General features: G+C 58.7%; 14 protein-coding genes. 10 read left to right on the top strand and 4 right to left on the bottom strand.

Annotated features, from left to right (window positions below):
- Positions 1-118: 118 nt before the first annotated feature.
- Positions 119-1123 carry a hypothetical protein gene (locus ACIQVE_RS09855; protein ID WP_402807329.1) on the bottom strand — a complete coding sequence of 335 codons (1005 nt, stop codon included), beginning with the start codon at positions 1121-1123 and terminating at the stop codon, positions 119-121.
- Between the two features lie 233 nt (positions 1124-1356).
- The gene (gene ycaC, locus ACIQVE_RS09850; RefSeq protein WP_402807327.1) at positions 1357-1989 is read right to left on the bottom strand and encodes an isochorismate family cysteine hydrolase YcaC; all 633 of its coding nucleotides are present in this window, start codon (positions 1987-1989) and stop codon (positions 1357-1359) included.
- A 224-nt stretch (positions 1990-2213) separates the two neighbouring features.
- Between ycaC and ACIQVE_RS09845 the strand changes: the two genes are divergently transcribed.
- Positions 2214-2537 (top strand): hypothetical protein, encoded by a 324-nt coding sequence (locus ACIQVE_RS09845; RefSeq protein ID WP_402807324.1) that lies wholly within the window; start codon positions 2214-2216, stop codon positions 2535-2537.
- Here the strand turns inward: ACIQVE_RS09845 and ACIQVE_RS09840 are convergent.
- The gene (locus ACIQVE_RS09840; protein ID WP_402807322.1) at positions 2510-3538 is read right to left on the bottom strand and encodes a LacI family DNA-binding transcriptional regulator; all 1029 of its coding nucleotides are present in this window, start codon (positions 3536-3538) and stop codon (positions 2510-2512) included. The two genes, ACIQVE_RS09845 and ACIQVE_RS09840, sit on opposite strands and share 28 nt — an antisense overlap.
- Positions 3539-3716: 178 nt before the next feature.
- On the opposite strand from ACIQVE_RS09840, the gene ACIQVE_RS09835 reads away from it, so the two are divergent.
- From ACIQVE_RS09835 to katG, 9 genes are all read left to right on the top strand, one after another.
- Positions 3717-4907, top strand: a complete 1191-nt coding sequence (locus ACIQVE_RS09835; RefSeq protein ID WP_402807319.1) for a Gfo/Idh/MocA family protein — start codon at positions 3717-3719, stop codon at positions 4905-4907.
- Positions 4908-4926: 19 nt separating this feature from the next.
- Positions 4927-5979, top strand: a complete 1053-nt coding sequence (locus ACIQVE_RS09830) for a sugar phosphate isomerase/epimerase family protein (protein ID WP_402807465.1) — start codon at positions 4927-4929, stop codon at positions 5977-5979.
- 41 nt (positions 5980-6020) lie between these two features.
- Positions 6021-7259: a nucleoside permease gene (locus ACIQVE_RS09825; RefSeq protein ID WP_402807316.1), complete on the top strand. Its 1239-nt coding sequence runs from the start codon at positions 6021-6023 to the stop codon at positions 7257-7259.
- Positions 7260-7408: 149 nt separating this feature from the next.
- Entirely contained in the window at positions 7409-8014 is a 606-nt protein-coding gene (locus tag ACIQVE_RS09820) for an SCO family protein (protein ID WP_402807313.1), read from the top strand.
- Entirely contained in the window at positions 8014-8493 is a 480-nt protein-coding gene (locus ACIQVE_RS09815) for a copper chaperone PCu(A)C (RefSeq protein ID WP_402807310.1), read from the top strand. Before ACIQVE_RS09820 ends, ACIQVE_RS09815 begins: the two co-directional genes overlap by 1 nt.
- Before the next feature lie 151 nt (positions 8494-8644).
- A complete protein-coding gene (locus ACIQVE_RS09810; RefSeq protein ID WP_402807308.1) occupies positions 8645-9019 on the top strand; it encodes a hypothetical protein in 375 nt (124 codons plus the stop codon).
- A complete protein-coding gene (locus ACIQVE_RS09805) occupies positions 9016-9213 on the top strand; it encodes a helix-turn-helix transcriptional regulator (protein WP_402807305.1) in 198 nt (65 codons plus the stop codon). Before ACIQVE_RS09810 ends, ACIQVE_RS09805 begins: the two co-directional genes overlap by 4 nt.
- Positions 9214-9468: 255 nt before the next feature.
- On the top strand, positions 9469-11679 hold the full coding sequence (locus tag ACIQVE_RS09800) for an LTA synthase family protein (RefSeq protein ID WP_402807304.1): 2211 nt from the start codon (positions 9469-9471) through the stop codon (positions 11677-11679).
- A 151-nt stretch (positions 11680-11830) separates the two neighbouring features.
- A complete protein-coding gene (gene katG, locus ACIQVE_RS09795; RefSeq protein WP_402807302.1) occupies positions 11831-14101 on the top strand; it encodes a catalase/peroxidase HPI in 2271 nt (756 codons plus the stop codon).
- 322 nt (positions 14102-14423) lie between these two features.
- On the opposite strand, the gene pepN is transcribed toward katG, so the two are convergent.
- Positions 14424-16236 (bottom strand): aminopeptidase N (gene pepN, locus ACIQVE_RS09790; protein ID WP_402807300.1); only part of this gene is annotated, 1813 nt, incomplete at its 5' end.

Below are 16236 nucleotides of genomic sequence, written 5' to 3'. Positions count from 1 at the left end.
ACGGCTTCGGTCGGGAGCAAGAGCGCCGCTACTGATGCCAATGCGCCCAATACCCCTGCGTACACGCCGATTTGTTTCATGCTTACCATTTCATTCACTGTATTCAGAGTTGACTTGATTAAACGGCTTCAGCGAAGCGTTGAGCATCAAGGGCTGTAACGGCTGAAAATCCGGCGGCCTTTTTGAAACTCATGTTATGGACAAAATTTTTCATCGCATCGGAAGGATCAATGGATTCGAGGTTGAGCCCGTCTACGGTGGATCTAGAGAAAGCAACACTTAAAATTGGTTGCTCTTGCATATGACCTGTGGAGCCGTTGAGCACGTTATCCAGAGCTGTGACGATGACTAACTCATCAGACAGAATTGCCAACAGCTCTCGCCCTACTCGAAGGGCACAGCTGCATACGTAGTCTTGGTGAAGTTCGTTGAACCGGCCAATAGGCATCGCTTTGGTAGAAAGCTTGCCACTTTTCAGAAGAGATTTGATTTCGCTCGGAATCACGTCGGAGCCATGGATAGCGACTTTCGCTTCTAGAACACCACCTTCGTGAACAATCATCTGAATGGCTGAGCCAAGATGTGAGATTTCTGCAAACGATTCAAACGCTTCGATGGCGTCCAACTTGGCCTGACGGTCGCCATCTAGGATACGGACTGCGATATCCCGTTGCTCTGCCCACTCTGCATGAGCAGTCTTCCATTCATCCAACTGAGCCTGATATTGCCTCTCGTCCTCTGCTTGCGCGGCGCGAACTTTACCCATCAGCGCTACGCGTTTGCGGGCCTCTAGCTTAAAGATACGAGCCCAAAAATTTGGACGATACGTGGTAGCCGAATGCGTGGCTCGCTGTTCGAGAGCACAACTATTGATTGGCTGTCGCGGCTCGGGATTGGAGATTAGCCGGTTCCATTTGACTGGGTCGGCACAGTCCTTGTGCATCGAAAGGAGTATATCTATGTGGTTTTCGTACACATCGACTTCATACGCCGCTTGTTCCAGCGCCTCCATCTTTGCGTATTCTTTATGCCTTTTTTCAAGTTCACGCTGGCGGCGATGAGCATTGCGCTCTGATCTCCGTGCTGACGCTTGCAGTGATCGTACAGTCCCTTTCCACCCCATCACGACTCTCCATACCGTTAATGTAATGGCACATTAACATAGCTTCGGACTCTCCTGAATTATCCCAAGCTTGAAACGGATTACTATCCAACTCGGGTGAACAATCACTTCCCCTCCGCTAGGCTGCCCTACTAATTGGCATGTAGCCGCTATGAAGAAGGCTCGAATCCTCAATCAAACACATACGAAAAAGCCTGCTTTTCAGGGCAGGCTTTTCGTTTTTCAGCATCGACTTACTTTTGCTGAGCCGTCAGCGCCGAGTAACCATTCATCAAATTGCGATAGTTCGGAATCCGCTGCGACAGCAGATTGCCCAGCCCTTCGATGTCGTTGCGCCAGTCGCGGTGCAGCTCACAGGCTACCGAGAACCAGTTCATCATCTGTGCGCCGGCCTGAGTCATGCGGCTCCATGCGGCTTGTTGCACGGTGGTGTTGAAGGTGCCGGAGGCATCGGTGACCACGAACACTTCAAAGCCTTCGGCCAGTGCCGACAGCGTCGGGAACGCCACACAAACATCGGTTACCACGCCGGCGATGATGATCTGCTTGCGGCCGGTGGCTTTGATCGCCTTGACGAAGTCTTCGTTGTCCCAGGCGTTGATCTGGCCTGGGCGGGCGATGTAGGGCGCGTCGGGAAACATCTCTTTCAGTTCCGGTACCAGCGGGCCGTTCGGGCCTTGTTCGAAACTGGTGGTGAGGATGGTCGGCAGTTCGAAGAACTTGGCCAGATCGGCCAGGGCCAAAACGTTGTTCTTGAACTCGTTTGGCGAGAAGTCTTGCACCAGAGAAATCAAACCGGTCTGGTGGTCAACCAGCAGTACTACGGCGTCGTCTTTGTTGAGGCGGTTGTAGGTTGGCGTGTTCATCTGTGCAGTCCTTTTTAGTTGGGGAAGTTCTTGTTGCGTTCAAGATGGGCACAGATTACTGACACCCCAGCGCTGGATAAATCGGCTGAAAAGTGTTTCACCGTCAACTTGAACAGGACAATCCAACGCATCGATTTGAATCCCCGCACCTCCCCATTGTCGATTGGATAACGCCGCGGGCTGCCAGTTTCCAGAACTGCCTGCGTCTTCAGAGAGGTGAGCAGATGTATCCAACCACGCCTGACGGCCGTTATTTCGTGGTCAAAGAACAGCTTTGGCGATGCAGTAACCCAGCGTTGGACCCGCAACAACGCCAGCATCTGGTCGACGACTTGATGACAGCGCGACGCGAAGTCAAAGCGGCTAAGTTGCTGGGTGACCCGCAAGAATTGAAAACAGCCAGGGCGCATGTGCAAGCCGTCAAAGTGGCATTGGGCGAACGTGGCCCGGTTTGGTGGGACGACGGCAATGCGGATTACAACCGCTACAAAGTGAGCAACACGCCGTATGCCGAGTGGTATCAATCGTTGAAGCTGGAATCCGAGTAAGGCGGTTCAATTCGCGCCGTGCTGCCCCGTGGCGTCAGCTGGAACGGCAACACCACATGTCGGGCAGGCGACGGCTGTTTCTCGATCAGCGCAATCAGCATTTCGACGGCTTTCTCGCCGAACATTTCCGCCGGTTGGGAGATGGTCGTCAGCGGTGGATCGCAGTAAGCCGCCATCGGAATATCATCGAATCCCGCCAACGAAATGTCCTCCGGCACGCGCAATCCCTCCTCCTTGATGCGCTTGAGCGCACCAATCGCCATCTCGTCACTTTCACAAAACAGCGCACTCGGCCGGTCGTCGAGTGCGAGCATTTTTCCGGCACCGGCGTAGCCCGCCGCCAGACTGAAATCGCCGTGGCAGACGAGCGCGTCGTCCAGCGCAAGGCCCGCCTGGCGTATTGCCTGTTCGTATCCTGCCAGACGATCGCGCGTCAGCGGACTACCTTTCGACCCTTTGATCAGGCCGATGCGCCGATGCCCAAGCGCGATCAAATGCTCGGTCATCGCCTTGGCGGCCGCGACGTTGTCGAGGCTGATTGTCGGATGGCGCCCTTGCTGGATCACTTCGCAGGCATTGACGATCGGTGGCAGATCCTGCCCCGAAGTTGAGCCTTCGAAGGGGTCGAAGGCGCGCAGTTGAATCACGCCATCCGCTTGATGGGCATACACCAGATCGGCGAACTGGCGTTCGAGTGCTTCTCGGCCCTGGGTGTCGCACAGCAACAATCTGTAGCCGGCGGCTTGCGCAGCCTGTTGCGCACCGCTGATGACCCGGGCAAAAAACGTGTTGGCGATGGTCGGGACCAGAATTACCAGGTTCCCGGTTCGGCGTGAGCGAAACTGCACGGCCATCAGATTCGGCCGATACCCGGCCTGCTCGACGGCTGCCATGACCCGATCGCGGGTATCGGGCAGTACGCGCTCAGGGGACTTCAGTGTTCTCGACACCGTTGCCACCGAGACGCCCGCCAACCGTGCCACTTCGCGGATATTGGACAAGTCTGCCTCGCACTTTCAATCAAATCGGCCGCCGAGCTTACCGCACAGCGCCGCGCGCCGAAACGCCGACATTCGTCAGACATGGTTTGACAGCCATGCATTTCAAGCCTAAATTTCTCCCGCGATGTAACCGGTTACATCACTAACATTTTATGCGCTATCCACTGAGACAATTGCCATGATCGCTGCTGCTCGAAAAATAAGAATGGGCTTCGTCGGTGGGGGCGAAGGCGCCTTCATCGCTCAGGCACACCGGCAGGCAGCCGGCCTCGATGGACGCTTCGAACTGGTCTGCGGTGCGTTCAGCCGAGACGCGCAAAACAATCAGCGCAGCGGCGCCGCACTGGGTCTGCCCGCGCAGCGCTGTTACGACGCCTGGCAAGACATGCTCACCGCCGAATCCATGCTGCCGCCCGATCAGCGCATGGAACTGCTGGTGATCGTCACGCCCAACCACTTGCACGCCCCTATCGCCAGCGCAGCATTGAGCGCCGGTTTCCATGTCTTCAGCGAGAAGCCCGCTGCGCTCAATTTGGCCGAAGTGCAGGACCTCGAACGCGTCGTCAGCAGCAGTCAGCGAATCTACGCGCTGGCGCACACCTATCTGGGTTACCCGATGGTCTGGCAGGCCCGCGAAATGGTCGCCAGCGGCGTTATCGGCCACTTGCGCAAAGTCCTCGTCGAATACCCGCAAGGCTGGCTCAGCACCGACGTCGCCGGACAAGGCAACAAGCAGGCCGACTGGCGCGACAACCCTGAGCAATCGGGCATTGGCGGATGCATCGGCGACATCGGGACTCACGCGTTTTCGCTGGCGGAGTTTGTCGCCGGCCAGCCGATCCAGTTCATCAGCGCGATGCTCGGCTCGCACTTCGGCAGCCGCCAACTGGATGACGATGCCGCCATGCTGTTCAAAATGGCCGATGGCGCCAGTGGCGTGTTGATCGCCAGTCAGGTGTGCGCCGGGGAAGAAAATCCGCTGAAAATTCGTTTGTATGGCGACAAGGGAGGTTTGGAGTGGCGTCAGGAAGAGCCCGCCAGTCTGATCCACCGGCCATTGAACGAACCCATGCGCGTGCTGCGTTCCGGCCTCGGCCAGCCATGGCTATGTGACGCTGCAACCCGGCGTATGCGCCTGCCCGCTGGGCACCCGGAAGGTTATCTCGAAGCCATGGCCAATCTTTACGGCGACCTCGCGCAGGCAATTCTCCAAGGGGCGAGCGGCCCTGACGCGCCCGGCGTGCCCGGTATAGAAGCCGGTCTGCGCGGCATGGCCTTCATCGAAACCGCCATCGCCAACCACCGCGGTGATGCCAAGTGGAGCGAAATACCTCGCCAGTTGAACGGAGCATCTGCCAATGAAAACTGATCAAACGAACGCTGGCGGCATGCGCGGCCCAGGCATCTTTCTCGCGCAGTTCATCGCAGACGAAGCGCCCTTCGACTCCCTCGCCAACATTGCGCAATGGGCGGCCTCGCAAGGCTACAAGGCCATCCAGTTGCCGACCCTTGGCACGCGTTTCATTGATCTTGAGCGCGCCGCCGAGAGTCAGGATTACTGCGACGAACTTATCGCAATTTGCGCCAAGGCCGGCGTGGTGATCAGCGAGTTGTCGACGCACCTGCAAGGCCAACTGGTCGCGGTGCATCCGGCGTTCGACAGCCTCTTCGACGACTTCGCCCCAGAGAATTTGCGCGGCAAACCGCAGGCGCGCACCGAGTGGGCGATCAACCAGTTGAAACTGGCCGCGCGCGCCAGTCAGCGCCTCGGGCTGACAGCCCACGCAACCTTTTCCGGCGCCCTGCTCTGGCCATACGTCTACCCGTGGCCGCAACGCCCTGCCGGTCTGGTCGAGCAAGGCTTTGCCGAACTGGCCGAGCGCTGGCTGCCGATACTCGACTGTTTCGAGGAGGCCGGTGTCGACCTGTGTTACGAAATCCATCCCGGCGAAGACCTGCACGACGGCGCCTCTTTCGAGCGCTTTCTTGAGGCGGTGAATCATCATCCACGCGCCGCGATTCTGTATGACCCGAGCCACTTGCTGTTACAGCAGATGGACTACCTGGGGTTCATCGATCGCTATCACGAGCGCATCCGCATGTTCCATGTGAAGGACGCCGAGTTCCGTCCCGACGCACGCTCCGGTGTATACGGCGGTTATCAAGGCTGGGTTGATCGTCCGGGTCGATTCCGCTCGCTGGGGGACGGCCAGATCGACTTCAAATCGATCTTCAGCAAGTTGACCCAATACGACTTCAACGGCTGGGCCGTGCTCGAGTGGGAATGCTGTCTGAAAGATGCCGCGCAAGGGGCTGCCGAAGGTGCTGCCTTCATCGAACAACACATGATCACCAAGACCCGCAAGGCCTTCGACGACTTCGCCAGCGTGACCGCTGACGAGCAATCCAACCGACGCCTGTTGGGGCTTCACGACCACTGATTTACCGCTGTTACCGACATAAAAATAATACGGTGATTGAAATGAACGTAATGAATGCGCGACTCAGCGTGATGATGTTTTTGCAGTTTTTTATCTGGGGTGGCTGGTTCGTCACCCTCGGCACCTTCCTCACCACAACGCTGGCGGCCAGCGGCGGCCAGGTGGGGATGGCGTTTTCGACCCAGTCGTGGGGCGCGATCATTGCGCCCTTCGTGATTGGCCTGATTGCCGATCGGTTCTTCAATGCAGAACGCATTCTCGCCGTGCTGCATCTGATCGGCGCGGTGTTGCTGTTCCAGCTCTATAGGGCGGCGGATTTCAGCGATTTTTATCCCTATGTGCTGGCTTACATGATGGTCTACATGCCGACGCTGGCCTTGGTCAATGCGGTGGCGTTCCGACAAATCAAAGACCCGGCCCTGGAGTTTTCGCGCATACGCGTTTGGGGCACCGTCGGCTGGATTGTCGCCGGCATCGTGATCAGCTTTGGTTTTGCCTGGGACTCGCAACAGGCCATCGCGACGGGTGGCTTGCGCAACACCTTCCTGATGTCTGCCGTAGCGTCGCTGGTGCTGGGTCTCTACAGCTTCAGCCTGCCGAATACCGCACCGCTGAAATCCACTGCAGGTTCGGCAAGCCTGAAGCAGATGCTGGGTGTCGATGCGTTGAGTCTGCTCAAGGATCGCAGCTATCTGGTGTTCTTCCTCGCGTCGATTCTGATCTGCATTCCTCTGGCGTTTTATTACCAGAATGCCAACCCGTTCCTCGCTGAAATAGGCGTCACCAATCCCACAGCGAAGATGGCCATCGGGCAAGTGTCCGAAGTGTTGTTCATGCTGCTTCTGCCACTGTTCATCCAGCGTTTCGGCATCAAGATTGCACTGCTGGTCGGCATGCTGGCCTGGGCGTTGCGTTATGTGCTGTTTGCCTTCGGCGACAACGGTGATCAGGCGTTCATGCTGCTCATCGGCATTGCGCTGCACGGCGTCTGCTACGACTTTTTCTTCGTCTGCGGGCAGATCTACACCGACGCCAAGGCCCCGGAGCGCTTTCGCAGCTCGGCTCAAGGCCTGATCACCCTGGCGACTTACGGTTTGGGTATGCTCATTGGCTTCTGGATTGCGGGTCAGATTACCGATCACTTTGCCTCAGCCAACGGGCATGACTGGCGCAGCATCTGGCTGTTTCCGGCCGGTTTCTCGGTCGCGGTACTGCTGCTTTTCTGGCTGACGTTCAAAGGGCGAGACAGCGACAAAGCGGTAGCCCCTTCGACCGTCTAGTCACTTTTTCTTACACCTTTTGTCGCTCGATCCTACGCTGACCGGCGATCCGCGGTCGGCGCTTGCCGTCAGTTTGGTATCATGCGCCGCTTTTACGGTTAACCCCCCGCCGGTCCTGCCGACTGACGGGCTGCAAAAGGCGGTATTAGATGACGGCTTTGTTGACTCGCCGCAAGGTACTTGCGGGAATGGGCGTACTCGGGCTCGGCCTGCTCGCCGGCTGCGACACCCGCGGCCAACTGTCGTACAAGTACGGCAAGGATCTGAGTAACAAGATCATGGGGCGCACCTTCAAACTGAAGGACACCGACGGCGATACCATGACCCTGTCGAGCTTCCGCGGCCTGATGCCGATGGTGTTCTTCGGCTTCACCCAGTGCCCGGCGGTCTGCCCGACCACCCTGGCCCGCGCGGCAAAAATCAAAAAACTGATGGGCAAGGACGGCGATCGTTTGCAGGTGATCTTCATCACTCTCGATCCCGAGCGGGACACGCCGCAAATCCTCGACGCCTACGTCAAAGCCTTCGACCCGACATTCGTCGCGCTGTATGGCACGCTTGAGGAAACCAAGGCCACGGCCAAGGAATTCGACGTGTTCTTCGAGAAGGTCCCGGCTGGCGACACCTACACCATCTCGCACACCGCCACCAGTTACGTCTTCGACTCGCGTGGCGAACTGCGCGTGGGTCTGTCCACCTCGCTTTCGGCAGAAGAATGCACGGAAGATTTGCTTACTGTTATGGAGGTCTGCTGATGCAACCTGTTCTGAACACCATCAAACGCGCGGTACTCGGTCTGTCCCTGCTGGGCCTGGCTTTTCAGGTCTCGGCGCAGACCAAAGTCGACGACGCCTGGGTGCGTGCGACCGTGCCGACCCAGTCCGCCAGCGGCGCGTTCATGACCCTCACCGCCGACAGCGACAGCAAGCTGCTCAGCGTCGCGACGCCAGTGGCCAAAGACGTGCAGATCCACGAAATGAGCATGAAGAACGACGTCATGAGCATGGGCCCGGTGAAGTCGGTCGACCTGCCGGCTGGTAAAGCCGTCAAGCTTGATCCGAACGGTTACCACGTGATGTTGATGGGCCTGACCGGTCAGTTGAAAGAAGGTGAATCCGTGCCGCTGACCCTGACCGTGGAAAACGCCAAGGGCGAAAAAGAGACCGTTGAAGTGAAGGCCAGCGTGCGTTCGCTGACCAATATGGAAGGTCACGATCACAGCAAAATGCATTGATCTGACTGAGCGGTAACAAAAAAGGGGCGGCCTGATCGTTGATCAGCCAGCCCCTTTTTGGATTTGGGAAATCGGCTTTTGTGGAAAGCAGGCTTTACATGAGGAAAATCTTTCGCGATTATGTAAAGGGTCTTTTACATAGGAAGTAAGCATGAACCGGTATTACCTGGAAATGGGCGCAGCACTGATCCTTTACACGGTGGCGTTGGTCACCTCACTGGTTGCCTCGCAATACCTGATGGATGCCAACGTTATTCTGCGTTCAGCTGTCGCCCTGACGCCGATCCTCCCGGCAGGTTTGATGTGCTGGGCCATCGTGCGCAACATGCGCCGCATGGACGAAATGCACCTGCGCATCCAGTTCGAAGCGCTGGGCTTCGCGTTTGCCGCTTCAGCGCTGCTGACCTTCAGCTACGGTTTTCTGGAAAACGTTGGCGCGCCGCACATTCCATGGACCTGCGTCTGGCCGGTGATGGGCGCGATGTGGATCCTCGGCCTGCAAATCGCCCGACGCCGCTACCAATGAAAAACCGCCTCAAGGAACTGCGCGCCGAGCGCAAATGGTCGCAGGTCGATCTGGCTGAACGCCTGAACGTGTCACGCCAAACGATTAATGCCATTGAAAACGAACGCTACGATCCTAGCCTACCGCTGGCGTTTCAGATTGCCCGGGCGTTTGAGCTGTCGATTGAAAGCATCTTTGATGATGGCTTGAACTAAGTAAAAGTCGGTGCGGGCGGATTCCAGTTTCGGTTAAACAGCCTGAAACAAAAAAACGCCTGCACCGATCCGCCTGCCGTATCCCGGGTTTACTGTCACACACGAACCCCTGACTGGGCTCCAGCCCGTTGTCCCCCGCTTCCGATGCCGCCCGACAGCGGATCACCTTGAAGTTTTAAAAGGCGATCAGACAGCTGACCCTTGGTATCATCGCCCACACTTTTTTGACGATTTTATGACTGGAAGGTCTTTTTTGTGAGCGCCTTTTTTCGCTGGTTGCGGCAGCCTTATGCCCGTCTCTTTTCCTTGATTCTGTTGGTACTGATCGTGCCGGTTTGCCTGCGCGCGGCGCTGGGCTGGTCGACTCCGCTGGGCTATTTGTCTGATTTGGCCATCGGCAGTTTGCTGGTGGTTTTGCTGCATCGACGGGCATGGTGGCTGGCGCTGCCGGTGCTGGTGTTCTGGGCGCTGTTGGCCGTGGCCACGGCCGAGTTGGTCAGCGCCGTTGGCCGTTTGCCGAGTCCTTCCGATGTGCATTACCTGATTGATCCGCAATTCGTCGAAAACTCCACCGGTGGTGGTCTGGCGCATCCGGCGCTGGGCATCACCTTGCTGCTGGCCTTGGCGTTCTGGCTGCTGACGCAGTTCACCGGACGCGGCATCACCCGCCCGCCTCTGCCCCGCGCGGTCTGGAGCGCGCCTTTGGTGCTGTTCGCCGCACACTGGGGCACGCAGAACCTGTGGCCGAGTGAGGACGATCCGTGGCGCGCGTACAACCTGCCGCATCAATTGCTCGCCACTGAGGTCGCCGATATACAGATTCAGGCCGAGGAATGGCTTGACGGTGATGTCGAAGAAGCCACGCCAGCAATGGCCGGGCTTACCGACGTCGACCTCAACGGGCAAAAACTGCTGGCCGCGCCGGGTCAGGCGCGCAACGTGCTGGTCATTGCCCTGGAAGGCATTCCCGGCGCTTACATCCGCGCCAACCGCGAAGCCATCGGCAGCCATTATCAGGAAGACCTGATGCCCAACCTCAGCCGCTGGGCCGAGCGCGGCATGAACACCCCGGATTACGTTCTGCACACGCACCAGACCATTCGCGGTCTGTACGCGATGCTCTGCGGCGATTACGACAAGCTCAATAACGGCACGCCCAAAGGCGTGGAAATGCTCACCCTCACCGAACGTAATCAGGCTTGCCTGCCGGCGCAACTGCGCGAACACGGCTTCAGCACTCACTATCTGCAAGGCGCCGGCCTGCGCTTCATGGCCAAAGACAAGATCATGCCGCACATCGGTTTCGATGCGACTCATGGCCTGGAGTGGTTCACCAACGCCAACTATCTGGAGTTTCCGTGGGGCAAGGATGACAAGGCGTTCTTCGAAGGTGCGCTGGATTACGTCGGCCAATTGAACAAGCAGAAACAGCCGTGGATGCTAACCCTGCTGACCGTGGGCACACATCAGCCCTACTCTGCGCCAGACGATTATCTGGAGCGCTACGAGACACCCAAGCAAGCCGCCGTCGGTTATCTTGACGATGCGCTGGATCAATTCCTCGCAGGTCTTGAGCGCCAGGGCGTACTCAAAGACACGCTGGTGGTGATCACTTCGGATGAATCCCACGGCATCGACGGCGTGCGTCTGGCCTCGTCGTGGGGCTTCAACCTGACGCTGGCGCCGGAGCAGGCACAACTGCCGCGCCTGAATGCCGGGGTCTATGGTCATGTTGACCTGAGCACGTCGATCCTCGACTACTTCGACCTGCCGGTGCCGACTGCGCTAAGCGGTCGCTCGCTGTTTCGCGACTATGATTCCGGTCGCGAAATCATGTCCTTCACCAACGGCAAACTGCGTTATCACGACGGCCAGGGCATCTTCTCCGAATGTGACATGCCGCGCCGCTGCCGCTACTACGAAAGCCCCGGTTTCATCGCCGAGAGCGCCACGTTCAAGGGCAGCTACAGCGGCCAGCGCGCCCGGCAAATCGCCGCCCGCGCCACGGCACTCGACCTGTCACTGCTACGCACCCCGCTCAACCATCGCTATCAGTTCGGCAGCACCAACGTCATTGCACTGCAAGCGCAGATCAACGACGACTGGGCCGATAACCTGATCGGCGCGCAATACCTGGAAATGCCCAAGGGCTCGCACACCCGCGTGCGCCTGACCGTACGCTCGGTCGATCCGCAGCAGGCGGCGTATATCCAGCTCAAGGCCAAGGAATTCGAGCAGGACGTGCAACTGGGATTGCCAACAGAAATGGTCGCCACGGCGGATCAACCGCTGGAGATGGATTTCAGTTTTGATAACCCGCAGCAGCGCAAGGCGTTCTCTTTCCATTTGCTGGGGTATGGGCTGGGTGCGGTGGAAGTTACGGATTTCAGTGTGATCACTGAAGTGCCGGGGCAGGAAGATATGTTGGATGAAGTGCTGGAGGATGAGGCGGCTCAGTCCAGTTGACGTACCCCGCGATCCGATATATCAGCGGTAAAAGACTCTGCCTATCAGCGTCCATCAGTCGGGCTATTAGCTGACTTGCCAACTCGGGTCTAGCCTTACAAGTCCGAAGTCGGCACGAGCCGGCCGTCGCAGACCTGATAGGGAACCGAACATGGCAAACGAATCGAAATGCCCGTTCAACCACGCCGCCGGTGGTGGCACGACGAACCGTGACTGGTGGCCGAATCAACTCAACCTGAAGATCCTGAGTCAGCACTCGCCCAAGTCCGATCCGCTGGGCAAGGACTTCGACTACGCCAACGCCTTCAAAAGCCTGGATTTCCAGGCGCTGAAACAAGACCTGCGCGCGCTGATGACCGACTCTCAGGACTGGTGGCCAGCAGACTTCGGCCACTATGGTCCCCTCTTCGTTCGTATGGCCTGGCACAGCGCTGGCACTTATCGCACCGCGGATGGCCGCGGTGGCGCCGGCTCCGGCCAGCAACGTTTTGCACCGCTCAACAGCTGGCCGGACAACGTCAGCCTCGACAAGGCCCGCCGTCTGCTGTGGCCGATCAAGCAGAAATATGGCCGCAACATTTCCTGGGCCGACTTAATAGTCCTCACCGGTAACGTCGCGCTGGAATCCATGGGCTTCAAGACCTTCGGTTTCTCCGGTGGTCGCGCGGATGTCTGGGAACCGGACGAAGACGTGTATTGGGGTTCGGAAAACGAGTGGCTGGGTGGCGACAGCCGCTACGGCAAAAGCAAGGAGCCGATGCAGGAACCCGGCGACGGTACGCTGGTGGCTGAGCCGGATTTGCACGGTAAAGAAGAAAGCCGCACCGATCAGGGTGAACGCAATCTGGAAAACCCTCTCGCCGCCGTGCAGATGGGCCTGATTTATGTGAACCCTGAAGGCCCCGAGGGCAATCCAGACCCGGTAGCGTCGGCCCGCGACATTCGCGAAACCTTCGGCCGCATGGCCATGAACGACGAAGAAACCGTGGCACTGATCGCCGGCGGCCACGCCTTCGGCAAAACCCACGGTGCCGGCCCTGCCGATAACGTCGGTGCTGAACCGGAAGCCGCCGGGCTGGAAGAACAAGGTCTGGGCTGGAGAAACAGCTTCGGCACCGGCAAGGGTGCTGACACCATCACCAGCGGCCTCGAAGTGACCTGGACCACCACGCCAACCCAGTGGAGCAACAACTACTTGGAAAACCTGTTCGGCTTCGAGTGGGAGCTGACCAAAAGCCCGGCCGGTGCGCACCAATGGAAACCGAAAAACGGCGCCGGTGCCGGCACCATTCCCCATGCCCATGACCCGAACAAACGTATCGACCCGACCATGCTGACGTCTGATCTGGCGTTGCGCTTCGATCCGGCTTACGAGCAGATCTCCCGGCGCTTCCTCGCCAATCCCGACCAGTTGGCCGATGCGTTTGCGCGTGCCTGGTACAAGTTGATCCACCGCGACATGGGCCCGCTGTCACGCTACCTCGGCCCGGAAATGCCGAATGAAGAACTGCTGTGGCAAGACCCGATTCCTGATGTCACTCATCCGCTGGTCGACGATAACGATGTGGCCGCGCTGAAAAGCAAAGTGCTGACATCGGGGCTTTCTGTCTCGCAACTGGTTTCGACCGCCTGGGCGGCGGCGTCGACGTTCCGTGGCTCGGACAAACGCGGTGGCGCCAACGGTGGCCGCCTGCGTCTGGCGCCGCAGAAGTTCTGGCAGGCCAACCAGCCTGAGCAACTGGACAAGGTCCTGCAAACCCTCGAAGGCATTCAGGGCGAGTTCAACGGCGGCGCAACCGGCAAGAAAGTCTCGCTGGCCGACCTGATCGTGCTGGCGGGCAATGCCGGGGTCGAGCAGGCGGCGAAAAATGCCGGCCACTCGGTCACCGTGCCTTTTACGCCGGGGCGTGCGGATGCATCGCAAGAGCAAACCGATATCGAGTCGTTTGGCTTTCTCGAGCCGATTGCCGATGGTTTCCGCAATTACAGCAAAGGCAAATACACCGTAGCGGCCGAGGCACTGCTGATCGACAAGGCGCAATTGCTCACCCTGACCGCGCCGGAAATGACCGTGCTGCTCGGTGGTTTGCGCGTATTGAACACTAACGTCGGGCAAACCCGCCATGGCGTGTTCACCAGCCAGACCGAAGCGCTGACCAACGACTTCTTCACCAACCTGCTGGACATGGGCGTGGAGTGGAAGCCGACGTCACGGGATGCGGACGAGTTTGAAGGTCGCGACCGTAAAAACGGCAGCGTGAAATGGACGGCGACGCGGGTTGATCTGGTGTTTGGTTCCAATGCGATCTTGCGGGCGGTCGCGGAGGTTTATGCGAGTGCGGATGCGAAGGAGCAGTTCGTTAAAGACTTCGTCGCAGCGTGGACGAAGGTGATGAATCTGGATCGGTTTGATGTGAAATAGCAGAAAACGCAAAACCTGTGGGAGCTGGCTTGCCAGCGATAGCGGTAGATCATTCAACATTAATGTTGGATGTGACGCCGCCATCGCGGGCAAGCCCGCTCCCACATTTCGGTCTGCGTCAAAAGCGCCCCCTCACCCCAGCCCTCTCCCCCAAGGGGGCGAGGGGAAAGGGAGCAGATCTTTGAGCTTTTCAAGTTCTGAGTTCGACTCGGTAGTTCAGGTCGGCGTATAGCGAAAGACACCTCGGTCAGTCCCCTCTCCCACTGGGAGAGGGTTAGGGTGAGGGCCGGTCTAACGCTGAAACACTGATTTCATAACACCATCAAACCAGGCTCTTGCTCACCACTTCATACACATCACTCGACAGCGACCCCGAAGCCAGAATCCGCTCCAGCTCGCCTTTCATCAGCGCCTGCCGCGCCGTGTCGTACTTGCGCCAGCGGGTCAGCGGCGCCAGTTGGCGCGAAGCGATTTGTGGGTTGAAGCCGTTCAGCTCGATCACCAGATCCGCCAGGAAGCGATAACCGGAGCCATCCGCCGCGTGGAAGTTGATCAGGTTCTGTCCGGCAAAAGCCCCGGCCAGCGCACGCACCTTGTTCGGGTTCTTGATGTTGAACGCCGGGTGCTGCATCAACGCTTTCACCCGCGCAAGACCACCCGGCAAAGTGCTGCCGGCCTGCACGCTAAACCACTGATCCATGACCAGCGGATTGTCCTTGAAGTGCTCGGCGAAACTCGCCAGCGACAGTTCTTTCTGCTCGTCGTATGGCGAGTTGACCAGCACCGCCAGCGCGGTAAGGCGCTCGGTCATGTTGTCGGCAGTTTCGAACTGCTCCAGCGCCGCTGCGAGAACTTCCGGTTTGCCGCTGAGCATCAGGTACGACAGCGCGATGTTCTGCAACGCACGACGGGCAAAGTGCTCGGCCTCGGCCACGTACGGAGTTTTCTTTGACAGATCACGGTTGGCCTGATAACGCAGCCACAGTGCCTCGAACAAACCTTCAGCCAGTTGCTTACGGGCAAATTCACGAGCGATGTGGATGGCGTCGACATCAGCCACTTCGCTGATTTCGGTGAGGTACGCCTCACCCGGCAGCGAGAGCATTTCGGCGACCATCGCCTGATCCAGCGATTCGTCCGACAGTACCGTGCGCAGCGCCGACACCAGACGCGGGTCGAGCTTCAGGCTTTCGCCCTTCTGCTGTTGGGCAATCAGCTCTTGCAACACTTGCACCGACAGTTGTTGCCCGGCATCCCAGCGGTTGAAGCCGTCGCTGTCGTGCTGCATCAGGAACATCAGTTGATCGCGGTTGTATGGGAAGCTCAATTTCACCGGCGCAGAGAAGCCGCGCAGCAAGGATGGCAGCGGTTGCTCGGCGATGTCGACGAAGGTAAACGTCTGCTCAGCCTCGGTCACCGAGATCACGCGGGTGGTGCCTTGGGCCGATGCTTCACCGACCAGACGCAGGGCAATCTCATTACCTTTGCTGTCGAGCAGGCCCAATTCAACCGGGATCACGAACGGCAGTTTTTCCACCTTGTCCGGGGTTTCCGGGCAGCTTTGGCGGAAGGTCAGGCTGTAGGTTTTCGCCGCTGCATCGTAAGACTCGCTGACTGCCAGACGCGGTGTGCCGGCCTGACTGTACCAGCGCTTGAACTGGGTCAGGTCCACACCGTTGGCGTCTTCCATGGCCTTGATGAAATCATCGCAGGTCACGGCTTGGCCATCGTGACGGTCGAAGTACAGATCGCTGCCCTTGCGGAAACCTTCGGCGCCCAACAGGGTATGGATCATGCCGACCACTTCCGAACCCTTTTCGTACACGGTCAGGGTGTAGAAGTTGGAGATCTCGATGAAGCTGTCCGGGCGCACGGCGTGAGCCATGGGACCTGCATCTTCGGCAAACTGGTGGGTGCGCAGGTAGGCGACGTCCTGAATGCGCTTGACCGTGGCCGAGTTCATGTCGGCGGAGAAGCCGGAATCGCGGAATACGGTGAAGCCTTCCTTCAGCGACAACTGGAACCAGTCGCGGCAGGTCACGCGGTTGCCCGACCAGTTGTGGAAGTATTCGTGGGCGACGATTGCTTCGACCCGCTGGTGTGCGGCGTCGGTGGCGGTTTCGGCGCGGGCCCGC

The sequence above is a fragment of the Pseudomonas sp. NPDC098747 genome (assembly GCF_044760045.1).
Classification (GTDB): domain Bacteria; phylum Pseudomonadota; class Gammaproteobacteria; order Pseudomonadales; family Pseudomonadaceae; genus Aquipseudomonas.
The sequence above is the reverse complement of the archived record's forward strand: the minus strand, read 5'-3'. Positions and strand labels throughout refer to the sequence as shown.